This is a genomic window from Pseudomonas sp. 31-12 (genome assembly GCF_003151075.1).
Lineage (GTDB): Bacteria > Pseudomonadota > Gammaproteobacteria > Pseudomonadales > Pseudomonadaceae > Aquipseudomonas.
This window is the reverse complement of record NZ_CP029482.1, coordinates 4,501,257-4,526,399: the sequence shown is the minus strand read 5'-3', so window position 1 is coordinate 4,526,399 and position 25,143 is coordinate 4,501,257. Positions and strand designations below refer to the sequence as shown.

Below are 25,143 nucleotides of genomic sequence, written 5' to 3'. Positions count from 1 at the left end.
ACCCATGACTGCGCCAAGCGAGCTGAATCACCAGCGCCGCATGCCGATCACGGCGAATGAAGCGTTTCAGAAACTGCTGGTCGAGATTCGAGCGCGTGCTCGAAACGAAGAATTCGACCAACAAAAATTCATCTCGCAGGACGTTATCGAGCAGTTCCGCAAGCTCGGTGTCTATCGGGCTCTGGTGCCAAAACGCTTCGGCGGCGACGAGCGTTCGCCGGCCGAGTTTTGCCAGATGGTGGAAGATATCTCGATCGCTGATGGCTCCGCCGGGTGGGTCGCCAGCTTTGGCATGAGCCCGGTTTACCTGGCGGCGCTGCCGCTGGAAACCATTGAGAAAATCTATGCCGACTCGCCTGACGTGGTGTTCGCCGGCGGGATCTTCCCGCCGCAGCCTGCGTCCTTTGTTGAAGGTGGCCTGGAGGTCAACGGGCGCTGGAAATTTTCCAGCGGTTGCATGGGCGCGTCGCTCATAGGCGTGGGCATCAGCCCGAAAAACGGCGAGATGCTCGGCCTGCCACGACTGGCGGTGATGCCTCGGGAAAAGGTCCGAATCGAGGAAACCTGGAACGTCGTCGGCCTGGTCGGCACCGGCAGCCATGATGTGGTCGTCGAAGGCGTGGTGGTGCCGGAGGAGTGGACCTTTGTACGCGGCGGTCCATCGAATCTTGACGAGCCGTTCTTCCGCTACCCGTCACTGTCGTTCGCCACGCAGGTGTTGTCGGTGGTCGGCCTGGGCGTTGCCCGCGCGGCACTCGATGAGTTGAGCGGCATGGCCAGTGGCCGAATCTCCGTGACCGGTGCTCCATCGTTGTCCGACCGGCCGTTGGCCCAGGTCGAGATGGCCAAGGCCGAGGCGTCGCTGCGCGCTGCACGTTCGTGGTTCTACCAGTCCATCGACGATGCCTGGGCCAGCGTTCTGGCCGGCGACCCGGTGAGCGTCGATCAGACCAATATGCTGCGCTTGTCCTCGACCCACGCCACGCGCGTCGCGGCCGATGTCGCGCGCACCGCGCAAATGCTGTCGGGCATGAGCGGGGTGTACCGCACCAGTCCTCTGTCGCGTTTCGTCAACGACACCCAAGTCATTACCCAGCACGCCTTCATGGGCGATATGACCTACCAGAACGCCGGCGCGATCTTCTTCGGCAATAAGCCGCTGCCTGGCTACCTGTAATTTTTTCCTACTGATTGGTGAACCCCATGACCGATAAAAAAGCCCTGCGAGTTCTGTTCTGCATCGGCATCAACCAAAATTTTTTCGATGCTCCGCGTCCTGAAGCGCTGGAAGTCTGGGCCGCGTTCGGCGCCATGTGGAACGGCATCGCCGACCTGCCAGGCGTCACCGTGCTAGGCAACATGGACGACGATCAGAGCATGGTCGGCCCGTCCGCCGGCTGGCCCTGGACGACTTACCTGCTGGCCGATGTACCTGACATCGAAACCGTCCACGCCGCCTGCAATCTGTTTCGCACCACGGATGTCGGCAATGGCCCGTACAAACTCTGGAAGTATTGCAAGGTCGAGGCCCGAACCGGTCGCGAACTGATCATCCAGCGCTGAGTCGAGAGAAGTCGCCATGTCACCACAAGAGCATTTGCGCGCACTGGAACAGCGGCTCGAGCAGCTGGAAAGCGAGAACGCGATCCGCGCCTGCATGAATCGCTACATGTTTTTGTGTGACGAGCTGGGCGTGGGTTCCCCGCTCGAGGAACTGGCCGGGTTGTTCTCCGAGCAGGCGGTCTGGGAAGGCAAGGGTGCCAAGTACCAGAACAGCTTCGGCGGTTACCACGGGCGTGAGGCGATCAAAGCGATGTTCGCAACCTACATGGTCGAACCGGCGCACTTTTCACTGAACGTGCACTTCCTGACCTCGGAACTGATCCGGGTCAGCGGTGAGACCGCAGATGCCAGTTGGGTGATGTTGCAGACCTCGACCTTTGCCTCGGGTGCCTCGCACCTCAATAGCGCCCGCCTGACCGTGCGGTTCGCCCAGGAACAGGGGCAGTGGCGCATGGCGCATTTTCAGACCGAGAACCTGTTCAGTCGACCGGTAGACACCTGGAACAGTACCGCGCACCTGCCCGTACCCGGTAAGTCCGGCCAGTCCTGAAAGTAACACCCAGAATTCTTAGAGTCGGCGAGCAATGCCGACGAGGAGTGATCGTGAGTAACCTGATAAACACCGTAACGCTCGACGCCAGTCCTTCCGACCTGGTCCTGCATGACCGTGTTCACACGTCGCTGTACACCGACGACAAGATCTTCGATCAGGAGCTGGACAAGATTTTCTACAGCACCTGGATCTGGGTCGCTCACGCCAGCGAGATCCCGGAGTCCGGCAGCTACAAGAGCACCTATATCGGCAAGCAGCCGGTGATCGTCGTGCGCGACCGCAAGAAAGAAGTGCATGTGTTGCTCAACCGCTGCCGCCATCGTGGCGCAACGGTGTGCGAACACAAGAAAGGCAAGACCAACAGTTTTGTCTGCCCTTATCACGGCTGGAGCTACGCCCTGGATGGCAGCCTGCGTGGTGTGCCGCACCCGGAAAGCTACGCCGATTGCCTGGACAAGGGCGAACTGCCTTTGGTCAGCCTGCGTGTCGAGCAATACAACGGCATGATCTTCGCCACCTTCAAGGATGACATCGAGCCCCTCGCCGATTTCCTCGGCCCGGCCAAAAAGTGGATCGACCTGTTCATGAAGCAGGGCGCCGGCTACCCGGTCAAAGTGGGGGGCGAGCACCGCTTCCGCTTCCCCGGTAACTGGAAGATCCAGCTGGAAAACACCACCGACGCCTATCACTTCCCGCTGGTGCACAAGTCGTTCCTGTCGTCCGTGGATGAGCAGACTCTGGAGCTGTTCGACTTCGTCGAAGGGCCGGGTTATGTCGAAGACCTCGGCAACGGCCACAGCGTGATGGTGATGATTCCTGACCTGGTCGACCTGGAAGCCAACCTCGACTTGCCGATCCCCGAGCGTTTCGAGGATCTGGCCGCGCAGTTGCGCGCCGAAGGCCAGGACGAAGCATCGGTACGCCGCATCGTGCGTGCGGTCGGCGGTTCGGGCTTCAACCTCAACCTGTTCCCGAACATCGCCTGTTCCATGGCGTTCTTTCGGGTGCTGCAACCGATCGCGGTGAACGAAACCGAAATCCATCACGCCGTCATCACCATGGACGGTGGCCCGGCCGTGGCCAACCGTTATCGCCTGCGCCTGCACGAACACTTCCAGGGCCCGATGGGTTTTGGCACTCCGGACGATTCCGAAGCCTGGGAGCGCGTACAGCGCGGCGCCAGTGCCGGCACCGATCTGTGGATCATGCTCAACCGCGGCTTGCCGGGTGAAAAGGAATCCGAAGACGGGCTGGTGAGCGATGTGAGCGCCGAGACCGGCATGCGCGCTGGCTACCAGCAGTGGAAAAAGATGATGTCGGCCTGAGTGACGGAGAACCCCATGAACAATCTGCAATTGCTCAACCAAGTCAGCGCTTTCATCTGGCAGGAAGCGGACATGCTCGACCACGGCGATTTCGTCGAATGGCTCGATCTGTGGACCGAGAACGCGACCTATATCATCCCGATCGATCCACTGGAAACCGACTTCGAGAACACCCTGAACTACGCCTACGACGACCACCACATGCGTCAGTTGCGTGTCACCCGTTTGACCAGCGGCGAGTCGATCTCGACCACCCCGCGGGCGCGCACCGTGCGCAGTCAGTCGCGCTTTCGCGTGCTGGCGGATGAAGACGGAATTGTCACCGTGCGCTGTGCGCAGAACCTGCGCGAGTTCCGCAAGGATGTGCTCAAGCAGTACACCGCCGATGTCACGTTTGAACTGGTGCGCAGCGGTGACAGTTTCAAGATTCAGCGCAAGTTGATTCAGCTGATCAACTCCACCGATACCCTCGCCGGTATCGGCTACATCCTTTGAGGACGTTGCCATGACACAGGTTGCATTGGTCACCGGCGCGGCCCAGGGGCTGGGCAAAAGCATTGCCGAGCAACTGCTGAGCGCCGGCTATCGGGTCGTGATCAGCGACCGTTCACTGGAGTCGGCACAGGTCACCGCCACTGAACTCGATGCCACGGGCGAGCGGGTCCTGGCGCTCAAGCTCGATGTATCGAGCAAGGCCGATTTCGAAGACGCCCTGGCGGCCGTCGTGGCGCATTGGGGTGAATTGCAGGTGGTGGTGAACAACGCCGCGATGACCATGACCACACCGGTGATGCAAATCAGCCCGGAAGAGTTCGACCGTGTTGTGAGCGTCAATCAGCGCGGCACTTTTGTCGGCTGCCAAGTGTTCGGCAGCTATCTGGCGGCCCGGGGGTACGGGAGGATCATCAACATGGCCTCCCTGGCCGGGCAGAACGGCGGCACCGCGACCGGCGCGCATTACGCCGCGTCTAAGGGCGCCATCATTACCTTGACCAAGATCTTCGCCAAGGAGCTGGCGGCGTCCGGTGTCACGGTCAACGCCATCGCCCCGGGCCCTATCGAGTCGCCGGCGGTGCGCGCCGCCGTGCCGCCCGAGCGCCTGGAAAAACTGATCGAGGCGATCCCGGTCAAGCAATTGGGCAACGCCGCGTTCATCGGCAAGCTGATCGTGCAACTGGCCAGCGAAGACGCCTACTTCACCACTGGGGCGACCTGGGACGTGAACGGCGGGATCTTCATGCGCTGAGTCCACGGTTACACGGTTTGAAATAGCAGTCGGGGGTGCCCAGATGTGCCCCCTTACAACGAAATCGGGATGGTCCTGTATGAGCGATCAATTATTGAAAGTCGTCGTGCGCAAACGCGAAGAGCAGGGCGAAGGTGTTGTCGTACTGGATCTGAGTGATCCGACGGGACAGCCTTTGCCCGCCTTCGAGGCGGGTGCGCATGTCGATATCCACCTCAAGACCGGTCTGGTTCGCCAGTATTCGCTGTGCGGTGATCCGGCAAACGCTGGCGCCTATCGCTTGGGCGTACTCAAGGATCCCGACTCGCGTGGCGGTTCGGTGGCGGTGCATGAACTGCTGCAGGAAGGTCGCGAAATCGAGATCAGCCTCCCGCGCAATCACTTTCCGCTGGCCAGCGATGCCAGGCGTTCGATCCTGATCGGCGGCGGTATCGGCATCACCCCGATGGTGGCCATGGCCTACGCGCTGAACGCCCGCGACAGCGATTTCGAACTGCATTATTGCGGTCGTTCGCGTAGCCGCAGCGCCTTTCTCGAGGAGCTGGGTAACGCTGCGTTTGCGTCGCGGTTGAACACCCACTTTGACGACGAAGCCGCCGAACAGAAACTCGACCTGCCAAAAGTGCTGAGCACTCCACAAGCCGGCGTACACGTGTATGTCTGTGGACCGGCCGGTTTCATGGATTGGGTCATCGCCCAGGCCCTGGCGGCCGGGTACGCCGACGATCATGTGCACCGTGAATATTTCCAGGTCGAAGTCGACGCTTCGGGCGCCGGTTTCGAAGTGGTCGCCCAGCGCAGCGGCAAGACCGTACAGGTTGCCGAGGGTCAGAGCATCGTCGATGCACTGACTGCCGTGGGCATCAAGATTGAAGTGTCCTGTGAGCAGGGCGTTTGCGGCACCTGCTTGTGCGACGTTATCGAGGGCGAACCGGATCACCGCGACGTCTATCTCACGGATGACGAAAAATCTGCCAATGACCAGATTCTTGTGTGCTGTTCCCGGGCCAAGTCCAAGAAACTGGTGCTGGATATCTGATAGACCGGAGGATAAGACCATGGTCGATACAACTGGATTTCGTAACTCAATGGCAATGCTTGGTGGCGCGGTTTCGGTCATCACCACCGATGGTCCTGCGGGTCGTTTCGGTTTTACTGCTTCGGCGGTGTGCAGCGTGACCGACCAGCCACCGACGCTTTTGGTGTGCATGAATCGCTCGTCGTTTTCCAACGTGCATTTCAAGAGCAACGGTGTGCTGAGCGTCAACGTGCTAACCCCCGGGCATCAAGAGGTGTCGGGGGCGTTTTCCAACCGCAACCTCGATACCGAGCAGCGTTTTTCCTGCGCATCCTGGAGCACGCTGGAAAGCGGTGCGCCGCTGCTCGATGAGTCACTGGTCAGTTTCGACTGCCGAATCGCCCAGGCTCATGAAGTCGGGTCGCACACGATTTTCTATTGTGAAGTCCTGGGGATTCGTAATGGCGAAAGCCAGGAGGGTTTGGTGTATTTCAATCGCGCCTACCACCGCTTGGGAGATGCCTCTAAAGCAACTTCCTGATAGGGGTTCATCCCAAGGATTACGATAAGACTTTCCATAATCGTTGAGTATTTAAAATAACTATAAAGCGGTTTTCGCTGTTCTGGCGAGCGGCTGCGTTACGACTTTTTTGCAGTAAGTGGTTATAAAAACAATACTGCGGATTGACTGCCAAAGTTGCACTTTTGCTGAATTGATCTGCTCCCACTAGTCGTGCCTTCGTGCATGTAAAAAAGAAGGAAAGCTTGATGTTCCAGAAGAGCTGGGTAAGCCGTGGCGTCACCATTACGGCCGTGATGGGGATCTTCACACCTGTGGTTGCGCAGGCTGACTTCGTAGACGACAGTCAAGTCAGTCTGGGAATGCGCAACTTTTATATCGACCGCGATTTCAAACAGCATGACGCGCCACAATCGCGGATCGGCAGTTGGACCCAAGGCTTCGATTTTCGCGCGATCTCGGGTTACACCGAAGGCACGCTGCAGTTTGGCCTGGACCTTTCGGCGCAGTACGCCTATCGCCTGGATGGCGGCGGTGGCCGTGGTCCGGACAGCATCATTCCGTACGACACCAGCAAGGGCGAACAAGTCCGGGACTATGGCCGTGCGGCGCTGACCGGGAAGGTTCGTTACAACAAAACCGAACTCAAGATAGGTGAACTTCGCCCAACGTTACCGGTGGCTTACATCGACGACTCGCGGCAGTTAATCACCACCTATCACGGTGTACAGCTTGAATCGAAAGAAGTGGACAACCTGACACTGACCGGTGGCCGTTTTACCGAAATCAGTTCCCGGGAGTCTTCCAATACCGAGAAAATGTACTTGTTCAATGGGCCTAACGTTAAACGTCGCAGTGACGGCTTGAATTTTGGTGGCGCCACGTATGCGTTTACGCCGAACTTGTCCGGTACTTACTTCTTCGGTCAGTTGGAAGATATCTACAAACAACACTACCTCGGCTTGACCTATAACCATGATCTGGGCGCCGGTTACGGCCTAAAGACCGACCTCCGTTACTTCAATAACAGCGAAGACGGCAAGGCGTTATACGGCGACATTGACAACAAGTCCTACGGGGTCATGACGACCCTGAAAAAGGGTGCCCATGCGTTCGGTGTCGGCTATCAGCGCATGCTTGGCGAGTCGACATTCCCGACGCTCAACGGCTATGCGCCGCAGCCTTACCTGGTGAACTGGTCGACAGTGGCGTTCGTCAAGCCGAACGAAAGCTCCTGGCAACTGCGTTATGACTACAACTTCGCGGGCATCGGTTTACCGGGGTTGAAATTGATGACGCGGTACATGCGCGGTACCGGCATCGATCGAGGCAACAATGCCCTCGACCAAAACGTCGAAAGCGAACGCAACATCGTGCTCGGCTATGTGGTGCAAAGCGGTCCGCTCAAAGATGTGGGTTTCGAATGGCGCCGCATTGACGTCAAGACGCGCTATGGCAATGGCAGTGCGTCGGGTGCGGACTATCAGGAAAACCGCCTGATCACCACCTACACCTGGAAGTTCTGAAATCCCCCGGGAACTGTTCGCGGCTTCCGGGTTTGCCCGCGCATCGGGCAAAGGTTTTCAACACTGGTTTTCCTTCGCCCGGATTGCTCCTTCCGGGCTTTTTTTCGCAGCGGTTTTATCCGCCCTACGAGGATGACCTATGCGTCGTTTCTATACCGGTTCCGACCTGAATCGTGTGCACAGCATTGCCGAACTGGCCGACATGGCCCGGCGACGCGTGCCTTACTTCGTCTGGGAATACCTTAGCGGCGGCGCGGAAGCCGAACTGACGCTCAAGGATAATCTCGACGCGTTCAGTGCTTATGGCCTGCACGCCAGAGCCATGGTGCCCTGCCATGCTCCCGACACGTCACGCGCGTTGTTCGGCAAGGTGCTGCCAGTGCCGATGCTGATCGGGCCGACGGGCTACAACGGCCTGCTGCATCGCAATGCCGATGTTCACTTGGCCAGGGCTGCAACGGCACGTGGTTTGCCGTTCAGCCTGAGTACCGCGTCCAACACTTCACTTGAAGACCTCGTCGCGGCGGCGCCCGGCGTCGACCTGTGGTTCCAGCTGTACGCCATGCGCGATCCGGCGGTACAAAAAAGCCTGTTGCGGCGAGCCGCCGCTGTCGGTTGCCGGACCCTGGTGTTGACCTGTGATGCAATGGTGCTAGGCAATCGCGAGTGGGACCGACGCAGTTTTGCCAGGCCGCGACAGCTGACATGGCGCAACAAGTTTGACGTGGTCCGTCACCCGCGTTGGCTCAAGCAGGTGATGTGGCCATCGGGGCTGCCTGGCATGGGCAATCTTGAACCTTACTTGCCGCCGAGCGAGCGCGATCCCTTGGGATCGATGGCATTTATCGGCAAGCAAATGGACACCTTGCTTGACTGGGACATGCTGGCGCGCTTGCGTGATCAATGGGGCGAGCGACTGTTGCTCAAGGGTGTGTTGCATCCGGCCGATGTGGAACGAGCCATCGCCCTGGGGCTCGACGGTGTGGTGGTGTCCAATCACGGCGGCCGCCAACTGGACGGTGCCCTCGGCAGCCTCGATGCACTGGCGGCCATCGCGCCTCAGGCAAAAGGCAAGCTCAGCCTGCTGCTGGATGGCGGGATCCGGCGTGGCAGCGACATCGTCAAAGCGCTCGCGTTTGGGGCCGATGCCGTGCTGCTGGGGCGCTCCACCCTTTACGGCGTGGCGGTGGCAGGTGAAGACGGTGCTGGCCGGGCGGTGGACGTATTGACGGAAGAACTGGCGCGGACCATGAACCTGATGGGCTGCACCCACCTCAACCACCTTGACGGCGACAGCGTGTTCGAGCGACGACGCGCTTGAGCATTTGTGGTCGCACTCGACCAGGATATTGCGTTGCAGAATCGGAATGACGCTTGCGCGTTTCAGGCAGTGGCTCACCGGGGCCGTTGCTAGGATCGAAGCTCTTCTAAAGGAGTGCACTCATGAATATCAGTGTTATCGGCGGTGGTCACGGTTGCTACGCAGCAGCGATAGAGTTGGCGGAAAAAGGTCATGCGGTGCAGTTGTGGCGCCGGGACAGTGCCGCGCTGGAAAAACTGCAAGGCCTCGGTCATCTGCTCGTGCGCGACTTTCGTGGCGAACGCCGCTTGAGCCTGGGGCAGGTCGGGGATGCCCTGACCTTGACGGCCGATCTGGCACAGGCCGTGGCCGATGCTCAGTTGTTGGTCATTGCCTTGCCGTCGACCTCCCACCAAGCCCTTGCCAGCGAACTGGCTACCTTGTTGCGCGACGGGCAAGTGGTGTTCCTGCCGCCGGGGACGTTCGGCAGCATGGTGTTCGCCCAGGCAATGGCGAAGGTGGGGAATCACAGCGAAGTGGCGCTTGCCGAGACCGGCACCTTGCCCTATCTGGCGCGCAAGCATGGCGACAACCAGGTAGTGATCAGCGGCTACGCGACCCGTCTGCCGACCGGGGTTTTTCCGAGTCGTTTATGCGAGTCGGCGTTCGCCGTATTGCGCGAGGCTTACCCCTGCGTCGAACCGATCGAGGATGCACTCAGCGGCGCGCTGATGAACGCCGGGCCGATCATTCATCCGCCGTTGATCCTGATGAACGCTGGTCCACTTGAGCATTTCGAGACCTGGGACATTCACAACGAGGGCACTGTGCCTTCGATTCGTCGCGTGACCAATGCCCTCGACGCCGAGCGTATCGCCGTTCGTGAAGCACTGGGCTATAGCGCACCGCATTTCCCGCTGGCCGATCATTACGCCACTGACGGCGATGAGTGGATGTACGGTCGCGGCGCTCACGGCAAACTGACCGATAGCGGCGATTGGCGTGAAGACATCGACCTGCAAAAGCACCGCTACATGCTTGAAGACACACGACTGGGCTTGTCGTTTCTGGTGTCGGTTGGGCGCTGGGCCGGCGTGCCGACGCCGGTCGCCCAGGGCCTGTTGAGCCTGGCCACGGTGGTTAGTGGGATTGACCTGTACGCCGAGGGTCGAACCCTGGAAAACCTCGGGCTGGATCAACTGAGCCGCAGCGAAATGGCGCAGTGTCTGAGCCAGGGATTGCAGGCATGAGCGCCGATCCGCAACGCATCTGTATCGTCGGCGCAGGGCGCATGGGCGAGGGCATTGCCTTGGCGTTCATGTTCGCCGGACTGCCGGTGACACTGATCGATATCAAGCAACGCGAGCCCGTGGCGCAGGACCGCTACTTCCGCCAGATCGAGGGCCACTTGCGCGGCGAACTGGCAACGCTTGCACGTCTGGGATCACTCGATCCGGCGCAAGTCGAACAGGCGATGAGCCATTTACGCTTGAGCGATCGCGAGGGCAGTGGCGACGATTTGCACAGTGCCGCTGTCGTGTTCGAAGCAGTGCCTGAAGTGCTTGAACTCAAGGCCCTGACGTTCGCTTGGCTGAGTGCGGCATGTGGCGATGAAACAGTGATTGCATCGACAACGTCGACCTTTCTGGTGACGCAGTTGGCGGCACTGGTTACGCACCCGCAACGCTTCGTCAATGCCCATTGGCTGAACCCGGCGTTCCTGATGCCGCTAGTCGAAGTCAGCCGCAGCGAGGACACCTGCCCGCAGGTGGTGCAACGCCTGATGGCATTGCTCAAGCGAATTGGCAAAGTTCCCGTGCAAAGCTCCCCTGCAGCCGGTTACATCGTGCCGAGAATCCAGGCACTGGCGATGAATGAAGCGGCGCGAATGGTCGAGGAGGGAGTGGCCAGCGCCGAGGATATCGATACCGCGATTCGCGTCGGTTTCGGTCTGCGTTTCTCTGTGCTGGGGATGCTTGAGTTTATCGACTGGGGCGGCGGCGACATTCTGTTTTATGCCTCCCATTATCTGGCTGAAGCCATCGATCCGCGTTTCCTGCCACCCAAAGTCATTGCCGAGAACATGGCGCAAGGGCGGAATGGGCTGCGTGAAGGTCAGGGTTTTTATGATTACCAGGACGTTGATCTGGAGGCCTACAAACTGCAGAGGCTGGGTGAGTTCACCCGCAAACTCGAGTTGATGGGGCTGTCGCCGGTGTTCAACGGTGGCGTGGCAACGTCCTGAGCGCGGAGCTGACGTGTGATCGCGACAGCTTCACGACCTGGTTGCATAACCAGCGCGCCGTTTTGGCTGCGTCGGTTTTTTCGCTGTGGATGCAGGTCATCCACGCATCTGTCTGGCCCTGAATCGAGGTTGTCATGAAGCTGTACGAATTGATCACGTTCACCGTGCGGGTGCGCACTGTCGCTACTGCCATGGCTTGTCTGGAGCAGCGCCTGGCCGTCGATGACGCAGCAGTGAAACTGATCGGCTGCTGGGCGTCGGAAATCGGCCCGCTGAATCAGATCGCGGTGTTGCGTGGTTTTGCCGACGAGGCGTCTCGCCAGGCTGAGCGCGAACGTTATCTGTCGAGTGCCGACGCGTTTGGCATCGAGGCGTATCTGACAGACATGCGCGTGGAAAACTACACGTTGTTTCCCTTTATCCAACCGCTGCCTGCCGGGCGACATGGGCCGTTCTACGAACTTCGCGTCTATGACCTCGTGCCATCGGGGCTGGCACCCACGCTCAAGGGCTGGGAAAAAGCCGTGGGGCCGCGAACTGGCGCGCAATACTCGACGGTGTATGCCGCCTTTTATGCCACCGACGGTCAGTTGCCGCGCTACCTGCACATCTGGCCTTATGCCTCGCTCGAACAACGTCTGGACGTGCGTACCCGTGCCGTGCAGGACGGCGTCTGGCCGCCGGAAAATTCAGGCCCGCAACTGCGCGACATGCATTCGACGATCTACCTGCCAGCGATCTTTTCGCCACTGCAATGAGACTGCTGCTCCGCGCGATCCATCGCGTTCCCCCAAAAGGGGGAACTTCAAACCCTGTGATTCATACGCCCAAGTAACGTTGGGACAATTCCGGTGTTTCGGCCAGTTGCACCGGAGTACCGTGCCAAACCTGTCGGCCCTTTTCGATGATGTGATGGCAGTCGACCACCCTGGCCATTTCCTTGAGGTTCTTGTCGATGACCAGAATCGTCTCGCCTTCGGCTTTCAAGCTCGCCAGGCAGCTCCAGATGGTTTCGCGAATGATCGGCGCCAGGCCTTCGGTCGCCTCGTCGAGAATCAATAACTGCGGGTTGGTCAGCAGGGCGCGGGCGACGACCATCATCTGCTGTTCGCCACCGGAGAGGGTTTTCGACAACTGATCCTGGCGTTCCTGCAACCGTGGAAACAACTGGTAAATCCGCGCCAGGTCCCACTTGCCCTGGGTCGCGGTGGCCAGCAGGTTTTCCCGCACGCTCAGGCTGCCAAAACCGCGCCGGCCTTCGGGCACCAGTCCCAGTCCGGCCTGGGCGATGCGGTAGGGTGGGGCGCCGCGCATTTCCCGACCGTGAATCAAGACGCTGCCAGCGGTGGGCTTGAGCAGACCCATGATCGACTTGACCGTGGTGGTCTTACCCATGCCATTGCGCCCGATCAGCGACACCACCTGGCCCTGTTCGATCTTCAAGTGCATGTCAAACAGCACTTGGCTCAGGCCATAGCCGGCCTGCAATCCCGTCACTTCAAGCATGTTCTTCTCCCAGGTAGGCGGCACGTACTTGCGGGTCGTTGCGAATCTGTTCGACGCTGCCGGTCAGGATGGTCTGGCCATAGACCAGCACGGTAATGCGATCCGCCAGGGCGAACACGGCGTCCATGTCGTGTTCGACCAGCAGGATCGCGTAGCGACCCTTGAGTTCGAGCAACAATTGCGTCATGCGAGCCGATTCCTCTGCCCCCATTCCTGCCATCGGTTCGTCGAGCAACAACACCGAAGCTTCTTGGGCCAGCGCCAGGGCGATTTCCAGTTGCCGCCGTTCGCCGTGGGACAACTCGCTGACCAGTGCCTGGCCACGCGCCGCGAGGCCGACGCGTTGCAGATAGTCCGCTGCCGGGCCCAGCAGGCGGCGGTCACTGCTCAGAGGTTTCCACATGCCGAAGGTCTGACCATCGCGTGCGGCGATCGCGACCGCGACGTTTTCCAGCAGGGTGAATTCCGGATACAGCTGGCTGACCTGAAAAGCGCGCGCCAAGCCGAGGCGAGGGCGTTGATGGGCGGGCGCGGCGGTGATGTCCTGACCGTTGAGGAAAATCCGTCCCTTGTCCGGGCGTATCTCCCCGGCGATCTGCGAAATCAGCGTCGACTTGCCGGCGCCATTGGGGCCGATGATGGCGTGCAATTCCCCCGGGGCAATATCGAAGCTCGCACCGTTGGTGGCCTTGACCGCGCCAAAGGTTTTTTCCAGATCCTGGACCGACAGTTGCGGGATCATGAGCGTACCTCGCTGTTGGCAATGGCGGGCGGAGCGTGTGGCACCGGGGGCTTGCGCCATTGCGGCCATGGACTGAGCAGCAGGCCGTACAGGCCTTTTTTGCCGAACAGCACCACGACCAGCAACAACGGACCGAAGATCAGCAGCCAGTGCTCGGTCCAGAGGCTCAACACCTGCTCCAATCCCAGGTACACCGCAGCGCCGAGCACCGGTCCGAGCAGGGTGCCTACGCCGCCAAGAATGACCATCGCCATTAGTTCGCCGGACTTGTGCCAAGCGCCCATGTCCGGGCTGACGAACATCGCGTAATTGGCCCACAAGATCCCGGCCAGGCCACCACCGACGCCGGCGATGACGAAAGCGCTCAGCCGGTAGCGCAACGGGTGCAAACCCAGGCTGATGCTGCGCCGTTCGCTTTGCTTCAGGCCCCGCAGTACATAGCCGAAGCGCGAGTTGACCAGCCGCCGACAGAACAACAGCCAGGCCACCAGAAGCCCCAGGCACAGGTAGTAGAACTGCACCGGATTTTCCAGATCCACTCCCGGTAGCGTATTGCGCTGGTTGAGCAGGATGCCGTCGTCGCCGCCGTACAACGAAAGCGAACTGAGGAGGAAATACAGCATCTGGCCGAACGCCAACGTAATCATGATGAACTGCACACCGCTGGTACGTAGCGACAGATAGCCGACCACCAAGGCAAACAGCGCACAGACCAGCAGCGACAGCGGCCAGACGATCAGCGCACTGTCAGAGCCTTCCCAGCCCCACAGCGGTATGGCCTGCGAGGTGTGGAAACCGATGACGCCGACCACGTAGCCACCCAAGCCGAAGAACGCTGCATGACCGAAGCTGATCATCGCGCCATAGCCGATCAACAGGTCCAGGCTGGCGGCGGCCATGCCGTAGATCGCCAGACGCGTGAACAGGCTGACCAGAAAGGGTTCGTGCAACAACGACGCAAGCAGCGGCAGGAGGGCGAACGTCGCCAGGCAGAGCAGATCGATAAGGACTCGACGGGACATGTAGTTCTCCTCAGGCGCGGGCGGGCAACAGGCCGCGTGGACGGACCAGCAGGACGACGGCCATGACGATGTAGGCACTGGCCGAAATCAGCCCGCCACTCAAGGTGCCGCTGACTTCGGCGGGCAACAGTTGGTCGAGCAATTGCGGGATGTACGCTCGCCCGAGGCCGTCGACCATGCCGATCAGCAGTGCACCGGCGAGCGCGCCGCGCACCGAGCCGACACCGCCGACGACGATGACGACAAACGTGGTGATCAGTACTTTTTCGCCCATGCCGATTTCCACCGACAGCAGCGGGGCGGCCATGAAACCGGCGAGTCCGCAGAGCACACAGCCGAAGACGAACACGAGGGTGTAGAGGCGGGCGATGTTCACGCCCAATGCACCAACCATCTCGTGATCGTCGGCCCCGGCACGTATCAGCATCCCCAGGCGGGTATGGTTGATCAGCAGCCACATGGCAACTGCCACCAATGCCCCGGCAGCGATGAACAGCAGGCGGCTGATCGGGTACATCAACCCTGGCAGGACTTCGACGAAGGTGCCGTACCACTCGGGTGTCGGCATGGCCGGCGGACTGCGACCGAACAGCACGGTGATCAACTCGTTGGTGAAAAACACCACGGCCAGGGTGGCCAGCACCTGGTCGAGATGATCGCGGGTGTAGAGACGGCGCATGATGCTGGTTTCAATCAGCAGCCCGTACAGTGCGGAGCCAATCACCGCCGCCAGCCCGGCAAGCCAGAACGAGCCGCTGAGCGAAGCGGTGTAGGCGGCGCAGAACGCCCCGACCATGTAGAAGGCGCCATGGGCCAGGTTGATGACGCCCATGATGCCGAAGATCAGCGTCAGGCCGGAGGCGAGCAAAAACAGCAAGGCGCTGTATTGCAGGCCGTTCAGAATTTGTTCAAGTAACAGCATGCTGGGGAATCCTACGAAAAGCGCCGGCAGCCGAAGCTGCCAGGCACGAGACCGAAAGGTTGGATCACAGGGCGCATTCGGCGGCGAAGCTGTCCACTTGCGATTTGGCGATAGTCTGCACCGGCACCTGAATCAGCTTGCCGTTGGCATCGGCTTCTACGCGCAGCAAGTACCAGTCGATGACCGCATGCTGGTTTTTGCCGAAAGCGAAATCGCCACGGATCGAGTCGAACTTGACGTTGCGCAGTGCGTTTCGAAAGGCTTCGGGGTCTTTCATGTTGCCGCCCACACTCTTCAGTGCTGCACCGATCAGACGCGCCGTGTCATAGGTCTGAGCGGCATATACCGTTGGCACGCGCTTGTATTTTTCGCTGAACGCTTTGACGAACGCCTGGTTGGCCGGGTTGTTCGATCCAGGGTTCCACAAGGTCACGATGTTCATGCCTTTGGCGACATCGCCGGTGGCGGCGAGCATGCGTTCGTCCATGGAGAACACAGGCACTACCATCGGGATGGTTTTGCTCAGGCCCGAGCTGCCGTATTGCTTGGCGAAGTTGATGCCTGCACCGCCGGGGTGGAACTCGAAAATCGCATCCGGCGCCAGCGAGCGCACCCGGGCCAGTTCGACCGAGAAATCCAGTTGGTTGAGCTTGGTGTAGATCTCGGTGACCTCACCTTTGTACGTGCGCTTGAAGCCTTCCAGCGCATCGCGTCCGCCCTGGTAGTTGGGGGCCAGGATGACCATCTTTTTGTAGCCCAGCTCATTGGCCGCGACACCGGCCATTTCATGGATCGTGTCGTTCTGGTACGAGGCCACGAAGTAGTTGGGTTTGCACTGCTTGCCGGCCAGGCTCGAAGGGCCGGTGTTGTTGCTGATGTAGAAGCCGTCCTTGGTTGCCGTGTTGACCACCGCCGCCAGCACATTGGAAAAGATCACCCCGGTGTACAGTGAAATTCCGTCCAGGCTCATCCGGTCGATGATCTGCTTGGCGCGCGCCGGTTGCAGTCCGTCGTCCTCGACCAGCAGGTTTACGGGCACACCGCCGAGCTTGCCGTCCTCCAGATCGATAGCCAACTGGAAGCCATCGCGTGAGTCTTCGCCCAGATAACCGGCGGGGGTCGAGAGGGTGGTGATAAAACCGATGCGCACCGGGTCCTGTGCCTGGGCCAGCAGACTGGTCACGCAGCTGGCTGCCAGCAGTGTACCCACGAGTAGTTTTTTCATAGTGCCGCCTTTAATGAAGTCCGCATCGCGCGTGACGTAGTTGTTAGTTGAGGGCAGTAAAAAATGTCCGGGTGCCTGGAAATTTGTTTTGGCTGTGGGTTCCAGTGTCAGGTGTTGCTTTCGGTGAATTTCTCGTAGTACAAGCGGGTCTGATCCAGAGCCTGGACGGCCAGCCATTGCTTGATCGACTCGACCATCGGCGGCGGGCCGCAGAGGTACATGTCCAGGTCTTGATCACGAAACTCGGCAAGGTCGAAGTGCTCGGTGATGTAACCGCGTCTGCCGCTCCAGTCCGGGGCCGGATCGCTGATGACCGGTGTGAAGCGAAAACCGGGAATCCGCTCTGCGTAGGCCGCGATGCGCGCGGTTTCGCAAAGGTCGGCGGCGTTACGCACGCCGTAGTACAGATGCACCGGATGCCCGCACCCACCACGCTCCGCGAGTTCATCGAGCATGCCCAGGAACGCCGAGAGCCCGGTGCCGCCAGCGACAAACACTAACGGCTTGTCGACATGGCGCAGGTAAAAGGCGCCGAGGGGCGCTTCGAGCATGATCTCGTCGCCGATCAGGCTGCGCTCGCGGATGTAATTGCTCATCAGCCCGTCAGGCAGCAGCCGGATCAGGAACTGCAACTGGTTGCTGCCATTGGGGCGGTTGGCGAATGAGTAGGAGCGCTGGCCGTCTGTGCCCGGCACTTGCAGTCGAGCGTACTGGCCGGGCAAAAAGTCCAGTTGCTGGCCATCGGCACCGGCATCCAGATGCAGGATCGCGGTGTTCGGCGATACCTGCTCGACGGCCCGCACGATGCCCTTGAGCCGCTCCGGTCCCGGCGCATTGCACAGGCTGGAGGCGAAGTCGAAGTAGAACGCAGCATCGGATTGGACGCGGGTCTGGCAGGTCAGCATTTTGCGCTGGCGCAGGTCGTCGACCGACAGAGCTTCATCGTCGACATAGTCCTGACTGTACTGGCCCGACTCGCAGCGTCCCTGACATGTCCCGCACACGCCTTCCCGGCAGTCGAGCGGGATATTGATGCCGTTGCGCAGCGCCGCATCGAGCAGGATTTCATTGTTCTGCACCGGGAAGAACAAGGTTTTGCCATCGGCAAAACTGAACGCGACCTTGTGACTCATGATCCAGATTTCCGCCAGTCAGAGGTGATAAAAATCGAGCACCGAGTTGATCGTGTCGTTGAGTAGCACCACATGCTTGCGGCTGATCTTCCAGCTCTCGCCATCGGGCCGCAGGCGGTAGGTGGCGCGACCGAAGAACTGCTCGGCAGTTTGCAAGCGGTAGTAGAGGGTGTGCCAGTTGACCCGCACCTCCAGCTCATCGTTGTCCAGTGGCGCAATCCGCACATTGCTGATCAGGTGCAGGGTGCGCGGCATCGGAATGGTCGATGCAGCCTTGCCGGTGCGAATACGGAACACCCGGTCTTCGAGGCCGCCACGGTTGGGGTAATAAATCAGCGACATGCCTTTTTTCGGGTCGGTGGTGTAGACATGCTCCGAGTCCCATTGCGGCAGGTGGAACTCGCTGTCGTCGCTGAACATCGACAAGTACGTATCCCAGTCCTGGGCGTCGCAGGCTTCAGCGTTGCGGTAGAAAAATTGCTCGATGCGGTATTGCAGTTGCGAATTCATGTTCACACCTCACGCAGTTTCAACGGTTGCTCTTCGGCGGCTTTGCGCGCCAGACCTTCGAGCATGAAGCGCTGCCAGTTGCCATGTTGATTGACGTAGAGGCCTTCATGGGTGAACTCGGTGCCGGTCAGCTCCGGTGAGATGCCAATGGTTTCGCTGTTGGGCGTCGCCCCCTCGACCCATTTGCCCACGCCACGGGAAATGTCGCTCCAGCGCTCCAGACGTGCCTGGAAACCGCGTTGGGCTTCGCGGAATTCCACCAGGTCGTCAGGGGTGCCCATGCCGGACACGTTGAAGAAGTCTTCGAACTGACGAATGCGGTTTTCTCGATCGGCATCCGACTCGCCGACCACACCCAGGCAGAAGCTGTTGATCTCGGTCTTGTTCCAGGCGATCGGACGAATAATGCGCAGCTGCGAGCTGATCTGGTCGAGGAAGAACATGCTCGGGTAGATGTTCAGATTGCGCAGCCGGTGCATCATCCATTCGGCTTTGCCCTGGCCGTACTCTTCGAGCAGGCGCGGCATGATCGTGCTGTATCCGGGACGTACCGCCGGGTTGGGCATATCGCTGAACAGCACGCTGTGGCCGTTGTAGAAGGCAAACCAGCCGTCGTCGGTTTCCTTGTCGCCAGCGCCGAGCTTGCTGTAGTCCAGGGTATCGGCCCCGGCCAGGCCTTTCTCGCTGTTGACCTGCTGGCGATGCTGCACGGTGGCCACGTAGTTGTAGTGCACGGTGCTGACGTGATAACCGTCCAGACCGTTTTCGTTCTGCAGTTTCCAGTTGCCGTCGTAGGTGTAGGCGGACTTGCCCGGCAGCACTTCCAGTTCACCGGTGGGCGACTGGGCGACCATCATGTCAAAGAACACCTTGGCGTCGCCGAGGAAGTCTTGCAGCGAGTCAGTGCCTTCGACATTGAGGCTGACAAACACAAACCCTTTGTAGCTTTCGATGCGGGCTTTTTTCAGGCCGCGGGTGGCTTTGTCGAAACCTTCCGGGTATTCACCGGGTGCCTTGACCTTGACCAGGCGACCATCGCTTTTGTAGCACCATGCGTGGAACGGGCAGGTGAAGGTCGACTGGTTGCCCTTGCCGACGCGGGTCAGGGTCGTGCCCCGGTGTTGGCAGGCGTTGATCAGTGCATTGAGTTGGCCTTCGCCATCGCGGGTGATGATCATCGGCTGACGACCGGCGCGCATGGTCATGAAATCATGCTTGTTGGAGATTTCGCTTTCGTGGCAGGCGTAGATCCAGTTTTTCTCGAAGATCAGCTCCATTTCCAGATCAAACAAATCCGGCTCGGTAAACATATCCCGGGATATTCGGAAGATGCCTTCCGCTGGCCGGAAGTCCAGGCAGCCTTCAATAAAACTTTTCCACTGTTCGACGCTTTTTGCACTGCTCATTAATCGATACCTCTTTGCATCGGGCTAATTCGTGCATTCAATAAGTTGTTTGTGTCCGCATTAAATAAGTTGCCCGCGCCTGGGTCTATCCGCTTTGTCGGCAAACACAGTCCATAAAATTGGCCAATGTCAATTGGCCCAGACATAGCTGGTTGGGGGCGGCACGGCGAACGTGGGGGAATTGATAATTCGAAGTAAACGGATATGAGTCTCGAATTAACAGGATAGAGACTCTGGCGCCAATGCTGCCTAATCATTCTCGATGCGTATCGGCTGTCTCGCTGGAGCGACATCAACCATAACGACTCATGCTGAATATTTTAATAAAGAAACAACTGCCAACTATTGGAGTGATCACTTTGATCGCGCCGCTACTTGATGTGTTCGCACATTAAATAAGAGGGGATAAGTTATGTTTCAAGCGAGTTGGTTTACCCGTTGCGTGCAGACGGCCAGCCTGGCGGGAATGATTACACCGATGATGGCCCAGGCGGACTTCGTTGAAGACAGCCACCTGGGGCTGGGCTTGCGCAACTTTTACATCGATCGCGACTTCAAGGGCGAAAACCCGAAGAATTCCCGCGTCGGCAGCTGGACCCAGGGCTTCGACCTGCGCTTTATCTCGGGCTACACCGAGGGGCCGCTGCAGTTTGGCCTGGACGCTTCGATGCAGTACGCCTACCGGCTCGACGGCGGTGGTGGCAGGGGGCCTGACAGCATCATTCCCTATAGCGTCAGCAAGCAAGAGCAAGCGACCGACTATGGCCGTGGCGGCTACACCGCGAAGGTGCGCTATTCCAAAACCGAGTTGAAATACGGTGAGCATCGGCCAACGCTGCCGGTGGCCTACACCGACGATTCGCGGCAACTGGTCACCACGTATCACGGCACCCTGATCGAGTCCAAAGAGGTGGACAAGCTGACGCTGACGGGCGGGCGCTTCACCGAAATCAGCGGTCGCGAATCCTCCAACAGCGAAAAAATGTACTTGTTCAACGGGCCTGACGTGCAGCGCCGCAGCGATGGTTTGAACTTCGGCGGTGCCAGCTACGCGTTCACGCCGGCGCTGACCGGGACCTATTTCTACGGTCAGTTGGAAGACATCTATCGCCAGCATTATCTGGGTGCAACCTACCTGGCAGACTTGGGCGGCGGTTACGCTCTGAAAACCGATTTGCGTTATTTCAACAACAAGGAAGATGGCGACGCCCTGTACGGTCGCATCGATAACCGCTCCTATGGCGCCATGACCACCGTGCGCAAAGGTGCACACTCCTTTGGCCTGGGTTATCAGCGGATGCTCGGCGACAGCACGTTCCCGACCCTGAATGGTTACGCGCCGCAGCCTTACCTGGTGAACTGGTCGGCCATCGCTTTCGTCAAACCCAACGAAAAATCCTGGCAGGCACGCTATGACTTCGATTTCGCTGGTGTGGGTGTGCCGGGTTTGAAGCTGATGACGCGTTACATGCGCGGCACCGACATCGATCGCGGCGTCCTCAGCGACAACAGCGAATCGGAGCGAAATATCTACCTGTCCTACGTGGTTCAGGAAGGCCCGCTGAAGAACCTTGGCGTCGAACTGCGCAACATCAACGTCAAGTTCCGACACGGTAATGACTTCGACGAAAACCGCCTTATCACCACCTACACCTGGAAATTCTGGTAAGCGATCAGCCCCACCCGAGCAAGACTTCGGGCTTCTACGCTTCAACAATTCCAGGGGGTAACACCTGCCTGCTCATCTGGGCAGGTAATACCCAATCACGCTTGGTGTTCAATGCATGCCTATTGTGCCGACCGGTGGGCGTCTGCTCTTTTTTGCAGCGCCATACCTGAGTTTACGGCGTGAGAAGGGCGTTCAGGGGCATGGACGGTCCTGGCGATGCACTGTCCCTATCCGATTATTCGGTGAATGTTATCCGTATATTTCGGCCGGCCCCCGGAGGGAGGCACGCGGCATGAAGATTGCTCTTTCGAACAGAGGCGTGCCGTCAGAGCGCGTTCATAAAACAGCCGTGGGTGCCCCGTGATGAGTACAAGTCCTGATGTACATGTTCGTGACATTCGTATCGAGCGTTATGACCTCAATGGTGCGCGGCAGTGGATGGCCGGGATCTGTGGGCCACATCTGCTCAAGACCAGCCATCCCAATCGCATTCAGTTCCATCACAGCGGCAATGTACTCAAATCTATGTCCACCACGCTGGGGATGATCGAGTACGGCACCGACGTCACGGTCGGCATCGAAGACGCCGAACACCTGAGCAGCTACAGTCTCAGTCTGCCCCTCGTCGGTGAACAGCACTTGAGCAAGAGCGGCTGTCAGGTAACGTCTGATCGGGACTGCGCAATCATCGTGTCGCCTCACGAAAACCAGGAACTGACGATCAACGGTGATTGCCGCAAGATCCAGGTCGTCATCACCCGCGCGGCCATGCGCAAATCCCTTGAAGACATGTTGCAGCGACCCTTGGAAACCCCCTTGCGTTTCGAACCGGTGATGGACGCCGTCAACGGTTCTTCTGCCTCCTGGTGGCGCATGGCGCGTTACTTTATTGGCGAACTGGAGCGTAGCCGCGAGCTGTATGACCAGACGTTTTTCACACGCGACATCGAGAGTTCGCTGATCAAGGGGTTGATCCTCGCCCAGCCGAATAACTACTCCGAAGAGTTGCGCGGTGTGCTCGGCGTCAAGTTGCCCCACTACCTGATTCGAGCCAAGCAGTACATCCACGAAAATGCCCGCGAAGCGCTGCACCTGGAAGACATCGAGGCGATTTCCGGTGTGTCGCGGTTCAAGCTGTTCGAAGGTTTCAAGAAATACTTCGGCATGTCGCCGATGGCGTATCTGAAGAAGCACCGGCTGGATGCTGTGCGCCAGGAAATCCTCGAGGACAATTCGGCGCGCAACATTTCGGTGATCGCCATGGGGTGGGGGTTCACCCACTTGGGACGGTTCTCCAGCGAGTATCGCAAGCTGTTCGATGAAACCCCGAGCTCCACCCTGCAACGTAACGAAGCTCGCCGAAACCGGTCGCTTTGAGCCATGGCTGGGCTATCGGTTCACCCTATGCCAGGCGCTGGCACGGGGCTTGATCTGTCGAGGTTGTGCCAGACACCGGTCTTCACCAGCCGCTCGCGGCAAGAAAGTCATCGGCTGCTCGCCCGTGAGTTGGTCGAACACGATCTGAGTTGGCGCAGCGGCAATGTTGACACGGCTTTTTTTCGCGCTGAAGTGGGGCGTTGCCAATTGTTTGTCCTGCGTTATGGCGCCGAGGTCGAGGTACGGCCACGGCCTTTTACCGATTTCGTCTTGATGCAGATGCCGATGCGCGGGCGGGCGAGTATCGAGTGCGACGGGCTGGCGCTGGAGCTGGAGGCGGGTCAGGTGGCCGTGCTTTCGCCCAATCGACAGGCGCGACTGGTCTGGCACAGTGGCTGCGAACAGTTGCTGCTCAAGGTGCCGCGCTCATTGTTGAGGCTGATGCAGGAAAGGCTGGTGGACGAAGGCGGGCTGGCCGCCGATTTCAGCTTGCCACCCGCTTACCGGCTCGACACCGGACAGGCGCGTGGCTGGTTGCGCCTGGTCGATGATTTGCTTGAGCAACTGGGGGCCAGCGCGGGTGAGCCGGTGCATGCGCACTGGTTGCGACATCTGGAAGAAAGCCTGCCGCTGTTCCTGCTGACCCATCCACCGAAAGTCGACGGTTCGCCGATGGCGGTCGTTGAGTCGCCGGCACAGCGTCAGGCATTGCGGCAGTTGCATAAAATCGAAGATTTGATGCGCAGTCGCCTGGGTGAAGCACTTTCCCTGGGCGAACTGGCAGCTGCGGCGGGCATGAGTGAGCGTAGCCTCAATACTCTGTGCCAGCGCTGTTACGGACAAACGCCCATGGAGCGGTTGCGAAACCTGCGGCTTGAAGCGGTGCGTGATCGTTTGCTCGGCCGTTGCGACGTGAGCATTACCGAAGTCGCCCTGGAGCATGGCTTTGGGCATCTTGGTCGTTTCGCCCGTTATTACCGTGAACGCTTTGGCGAACTCCCGCATCAGACGGCTGCCATCAGATAGTCAAACGCTGCCCCTTGTAGGAGCAAGCTCGCTACTACAAGGGTGCAGTGTTCGATTACTGTTCGGTGCTGTCCGCCCATTTGCCCATTAGCGTATTGGACGGCCGTTGTTCGTCGAGCAGTTTCTTCGCCGTTTCGATACCGGCCACAGGCAGCCCGGTGGGGTCGAGCAGGCCGATCTGCACCAGAACGCTGGCCTGGTCCCAATAGATGTGTTCGTGACACAACTTGTCGCCACGGAACTTGATGACCCCGAGCATCGGTATTTCGACGTATTGACCAGTCGGTGCGACGTTGGGCAGCATCCAGTCGATTTCGCTGGTGTGGGTGAAACACATCACGAACTCGTCGACGATTTGCGAGGCGCCAACAGTGCGAGAGATGGGCACCAGCTTCATGTCCGGCGGATTGGCATGGACAAAATGGTTCTGGTAGAAACGGCTCAATTCGCGGTAGCCCACGCCACCAGTCATGGTCGGAATGTGGTTGACGTAAGGTTCGGCAACCATGGTCGCCATGGTCGCCGGGACATCGCGAACGGCAAACTCGAATTCGATGTGCTTTTCCCACAGCTCGGACAGGTTGTAATTCGGGCCGATTGCCTGCTTGAGCGCTGCGATGCTGCGCTGATGGGCCATCAACGCGGCCGGCTTGTTGTAGTGCATGCCACCGTTGCGGGCGAAGGCATGGTCGACGTCGGGGTAGGTGTAAATCTCGACGTCGTTGCGGCCGCCCAAGCGCTGGCTGATCTGCAGGCGGGCATTGCCATCGCAGTAGCCATCCTGTTCAGCGAAGTGCAGCACCAGGCGGCCTTTGATGTTGTCGGCTTCGTCGAGCAACTGTTCAATGCCCATGCCGTAATAGCCCACCGAGCAGGCGGCGTCGGTTCTCGTCGCCGTCAGGTAGGCCAGCTTGCCGCCCATGCAGAAACCCACATAGCCGAAACCGACGTCCTCGACTTCGGGGAAATCGCTGAGGGCCTTGAAACTGGCGTCGATGTCATCGACAGCCTTGTCCACGTCCATGCGCTGAAACAGCTCGATGGCACGGGCGAAGTCGGCTTCGGTGTAGCCCAGTTCTACGCCCGGTTCCAGTCGCCAGAACAGGTCCGGCACAAGGGCTACATACCCTTCCTCGGCGTAAAAATCGGCTACTTCGCGCATGTTGGCGTTGATGCCGAAAATTTCCTGGCCGATTACCACGCCGGGGCCCTTGCCGCTGGCGGGTAGTGCCAGGTAACCGGTGAAGCTGCCGCTGCCGTCGCTGGCTTTTACGGTGATTATCTTACCCATGGTGTTACCTCGTTATCG

At 59.5% G+C, this 25,143-nt stretch carries 25 protein-coding genes; 16 read left to right on the top strand and 9 right to left on the bottom strand.

The window, feature by feature from the left end; all coding sequences use genetic code 11:
• The first annotated feature begins 4 nt into the window (after positions 1–4).
• The 13 genes from DJ564_RS21395 to DJ564_RS21335 all read left to right on the top strand — a co-directional run bounded on the left by DJ564_RS21395 (position 5) and on the right by DJ564_RS21335 (position 12,054).
• Positions 5–1,177: an acyl-CoA dehydrogenase family protein gene (locus DJ564_RS21395; RefSeq protein ID WP_109633114.1), complete on the top strand. Its 1,173-nt coding sequence runs from the start codon at positions 5–7 to the stop codon at positions 1,175–1,177.
• Between the two features lie 26 nt (positions 1,178–1,203).
• Positions 1,204–1,563, top strand: a complete 360-nt coding sequence (locus tag DJ564_RS21390; protein ID WP_084317862.1) for an IacB protein — start codon at positions 1,204–1,206, stop codon at positions 1,561–1,563.
• A gap of 16 nt (positions 1,564–1,579) precedes the next feature.
• On the top strand, positions 1,580–2,113 hold the full coding sequence (locus DJ564_RS21385; RefSeq protein ID WP_109633112.1) for a nuclear transport factor 2 family protein: 534 nt from the start codon (positions 1,580–1,582) through the stop codon (positions 2,111–2,113).
• Between the two features lie 53 nt (positions 2,114–2,166).
• On the top strand, positions 2,167–3,441 hold the full coding sequence (locus DJ564_RS21380; protein WP_109633111.1) for a Rieske 2Fe-2S domain-containing protein: 1,275 nt from the start codon (positions 2,167–2,169) through the stop codon (positions 3,439–3,441).
• A 15-nt stretch (positions 3,442–3,456) separates the two neighbouring features.
• Positions 3,457–3,936: an aromatic-ring-hydroxylating dioxygenase subunit beta gene (locus tag DJ564_RS21375; RefSeq protein ID WP_109633109.1), complete on the top strand. Its 480-nt coding sequence runs from the start codon at positions 3,457–3,459 to the stop codon at positions 3,934–3,936.
• Between the two features lie 10 nt (positions 3,937–3,946).
• The gene (locus DJ564_RS21370; RefSeq protein WP_109633107.1) at positions 3,947–4,687 is read left to right on the top strand and encodes an SDR family NAD(P)-dependent oxidoreductase; all 741 of its coding nucleotides are present in this window, start codon (positions 3,947–3,949) and stop codon (positions 4,685–4,687) included.
• A gap of 79 nt (positions 4,688–4,766) precedes the next feature.
• Entirely contained in the window at positions 4,767–5,726 is a 960-nt protein-coding gene (locus tag DJ564_RS21365) for a PDR/VanB family oxidoreductase (protein ID WP_109633106.1), read from the top strand.
• Between the two features lie 19 nt (positions 5,727–5,745).
• Positions 5,746–6,246 carry a flavin reductase gene (locus DJ564_RS21360; protein WP_109633104.1) on the top strand — a complete coding sequence of 167 codons (501 nt, stop codon included), beginning with the start codon at positions 5,746–5,748 and terminating at the stop codon, positions 6,244–6,246.
• Positions 6,247–6,473: 227 nt separating this feature from the next.
• Positions 6,474–7,751: an OprD family porin gene (locus DJ564_RS21355; RefSeq protein WP_109633102.1), complete on the top strand. Its 1,278-nt coding sequence runs from the start codon at positions 6,474–6,476 to the stop codon at positions 7,749–7,751.
• A 139-nt stretch (positions 7,752–7,890) separates the two neighbouring features.
• Positions 7,891–9,072: an alpha-hydroxy acid oxidase gene (locus DJ564_RS21350; protein WP_109633100.1), complete on the top strand. Its 1,182-nt coding sequence runs from the start codon at positions 7,891–7,893 to the stop codon at positions 9,070–9,072.
• Positions 9,073–9,194: 122 nt separating this feature from the next.
• Positions 9,195–10,301 carry an NAD/NADP-dependent octopine/nopaline dehydrogenase family protein gene (locus DJ564_RS21345; RefSeq protein ID WP_109633098.1) on the top strand — a complete coding sequence of 369 codons (1,107 nt, stop codon included), beginning with the start codon at positions 9,195–9,197 and terminating at the stop codon, positions 10,299–10,301.
• Positions 10,298–11,296 carry a 3-hydroxybutyryl-CoA dehydrogenase gene (locus tag DJ564_RS21340; protein WP_109633096.1) on the top strand — a complete coding sequence of 333 codons (999 nt, stop codon included), beginning with the start codon at positions 10,298–10,300 and terminating at the stop codon, positions 11,294–11,296. The genes DJ564_RS21345 and DJ564_RS21340 overlap by 4 nt, the downstream gene beginning before the upstream one ends.
• Positions 11,297–11,430: 134 nt before the next feature.
• The gene (locus DJ564_RS21335; RefSeq protein ID WP_109633094.1) at positions 11,431–12,054 is read left to right on the top strand and encodes an NIPSNAP family protein; all 624 of its coding nucleotides are present in this window, start codon (positions 11,431–11,433) and stop codon (positions 12,052–12,054) included.
• 61 nt (positions 12,055–12,115) lie between these two features.
• Here the strand turns inward: DJ564_RS21335 and DJ564_RS21330 are convergent, their stop codons facing one another.
• From DJ564_RS21330 to antA, 8 genes are all read right to left on the bottom strand, one after another.
• Complete coding sequence (locus tag DJ564_RS21330) at positions 12,116–12,802, bottom strand: ABC transporter ATP-binding protein (protein ID WP_109633092.1); 687 nt, start codon at positions 12,800–12,802, stop codon at positions 12,116–12,118.
• On the bottom strand, positions 12,795–13,544 hold the full coding sequence (locus tag DJ564_RS21325) for an ABC transporter ATP-binding protein (protein ID WP_109633090.1): 750 nt from the start codon (positions 13,542–13,544) through the stop codon (positions 12,795–12,797). The genes DJ564_RS21330 and DJ564_RS21325 overlap by 8 nt, the downstream gene beginning before the upstream one ends.
• Positions 13,541–14,566: a branched-chain amino acid ABC transporter permease gene (locus DJ564_RS21320; RefSeq protein ID WP_109633088.1), complete on the bottom strand. Its 1,026-nt coding sequence runs from the start codon at positions 14,564–14,566 to the stop codon at positions 13,541–13,543. The genes DJ564_RS21325 and DJ564_RS21320 overlap by 4 nt, the downstream gene beginning before the upstream one ends.
• A 10-nt stretch (positions 14,567–14,576) precedes the next feature.
• Positions 14,577–15,488: a branched-chain amino acid ABC transporter permease gene (locus DJ564_RS21315; RefSeq protein WP_109633086.1), complete on the bottom strand. Its 912-nt coding sequence runs from the start codon at positions 15,486–15,488 to the stop codon at positions 14,577–14,579.
• Between the two features lie 64 nt (positions 15,489–15,552).
• The gene (locus DJ564_RS21310; protein WP_109633084.1) at positions 15,553–16,713 is read right to left on the bottom strand and encodes an ABC transporter substrate-binding protein; all 1,161 of its coding nucleotides are present in this window, start codon (positions 16,711–16,713) and stop codon (positions 15,553–15,555) included.
• Between the two features lie 107 nt (positions 16,714–16,820).
• Positions 16,821–17,846: an anthranilate 1,2-dioxygenase electron transfer component AntC gene (gene antC / locus DJ564_RS21305; RefSeq protein WP_109633082.1), complete on the bottom strand. Its 1,026-nt coding sequence runs from the start codon at positions 17,844–17,846 to the stop codon at positions 16,821–16,823.
• Positions 17,847–17,864: 18 nt separating this feature from the next.
• Positions 17,865–18,356: an anthranilate 1,2-dioxygenase small subunit gene (gene antB / locus DJ564_RS21300; protein WP_084377596.1), complete on the bottom strand. Its 492-nt coding sequence runs from the start codon at positions 18,354–18,356 to the stop codon at positions 17,865–17,867.
• Between the two features lie 2 nt (positions 18,357–18,358).
• Positions 18,359–19,762, bottom strand: a complete 1,404-nt coding sequence (gene antA, locus DJ564_RS21295; RefSeq protein ID WP_109633080.1) for an anthranilate 1,2-dioxygenase large subunit — start codon at positions 19,760–19,762, stop codon at positions 18,359–18,361.
• A gap of 412 nt (positions 19,763–20,174) precedes the next feature.
• On the opposite strand from antA, the gene DJ564_RS21290 reads away from it, so the two are divergent.
• The 3 genes from DJ564_RS21290 to DJ564_RS21280 all read left to right on the top strand — a co-directional run bounded on the left by DJ564_RS21290 (position 20,175) and on the right by DJ564_RS21280 (position 23,834).
• Positions 20,175–21,431 carry an OprD family porin gene (locus tag DJ564_RS21290; RefSeq protein WP_109633078.1) on the top strand — a complete coding sequence of 419 codons (1,257 nt, stop codon included), beginning with the start codon at positions 20,175–20,177 and terminating at the stop codon, positions 21,429–21,431.
• 363 nt (positions 21,432–21,794) lie between these two features.
• Positions 21,795–22,808 carry an AraC family transcriptional regulator gene (locus DJ564_RS21285; RefSeq protein WP_178082314.1) on the top strand — a complete coding sequence of 338 codons (1,014 nt, stop codon included), beginning with the start codon at positions 21,795–21,797 and terminating at the stop codon, positions 22,806–22,808.
• A 27-nt stretch (positions 22,809–22,835) separates the two neighbouring features.
• Positions 22,836–23,834, top strand: a complete 999-nt coding sequence (locus DJ564_RS21280) for an AraC family transcriptional regulator (RefSeq protein WP_109633074.1) — start codon at positions 22,836–22,838, stop codon at positions 23,832–23,834.
• 55 nt (positions 23,835–23,889) lie between these two features.
• Here DJ564_RS21280 and DJ564_RS21275 read toward each other — a convergent pair whose 3' ends face one another.
• Entirely contained in the window at positions 23,890–25,125 is a 1,236-nt protein-coding gene (locus tag DJ564_RS21275) for a dienelactone hydrolase family protein (RefSeq protein WP_109633072.1), read from the bottom strand.
• Positions 25,126–25,143 lie beyond the last annotated feature (18 nt).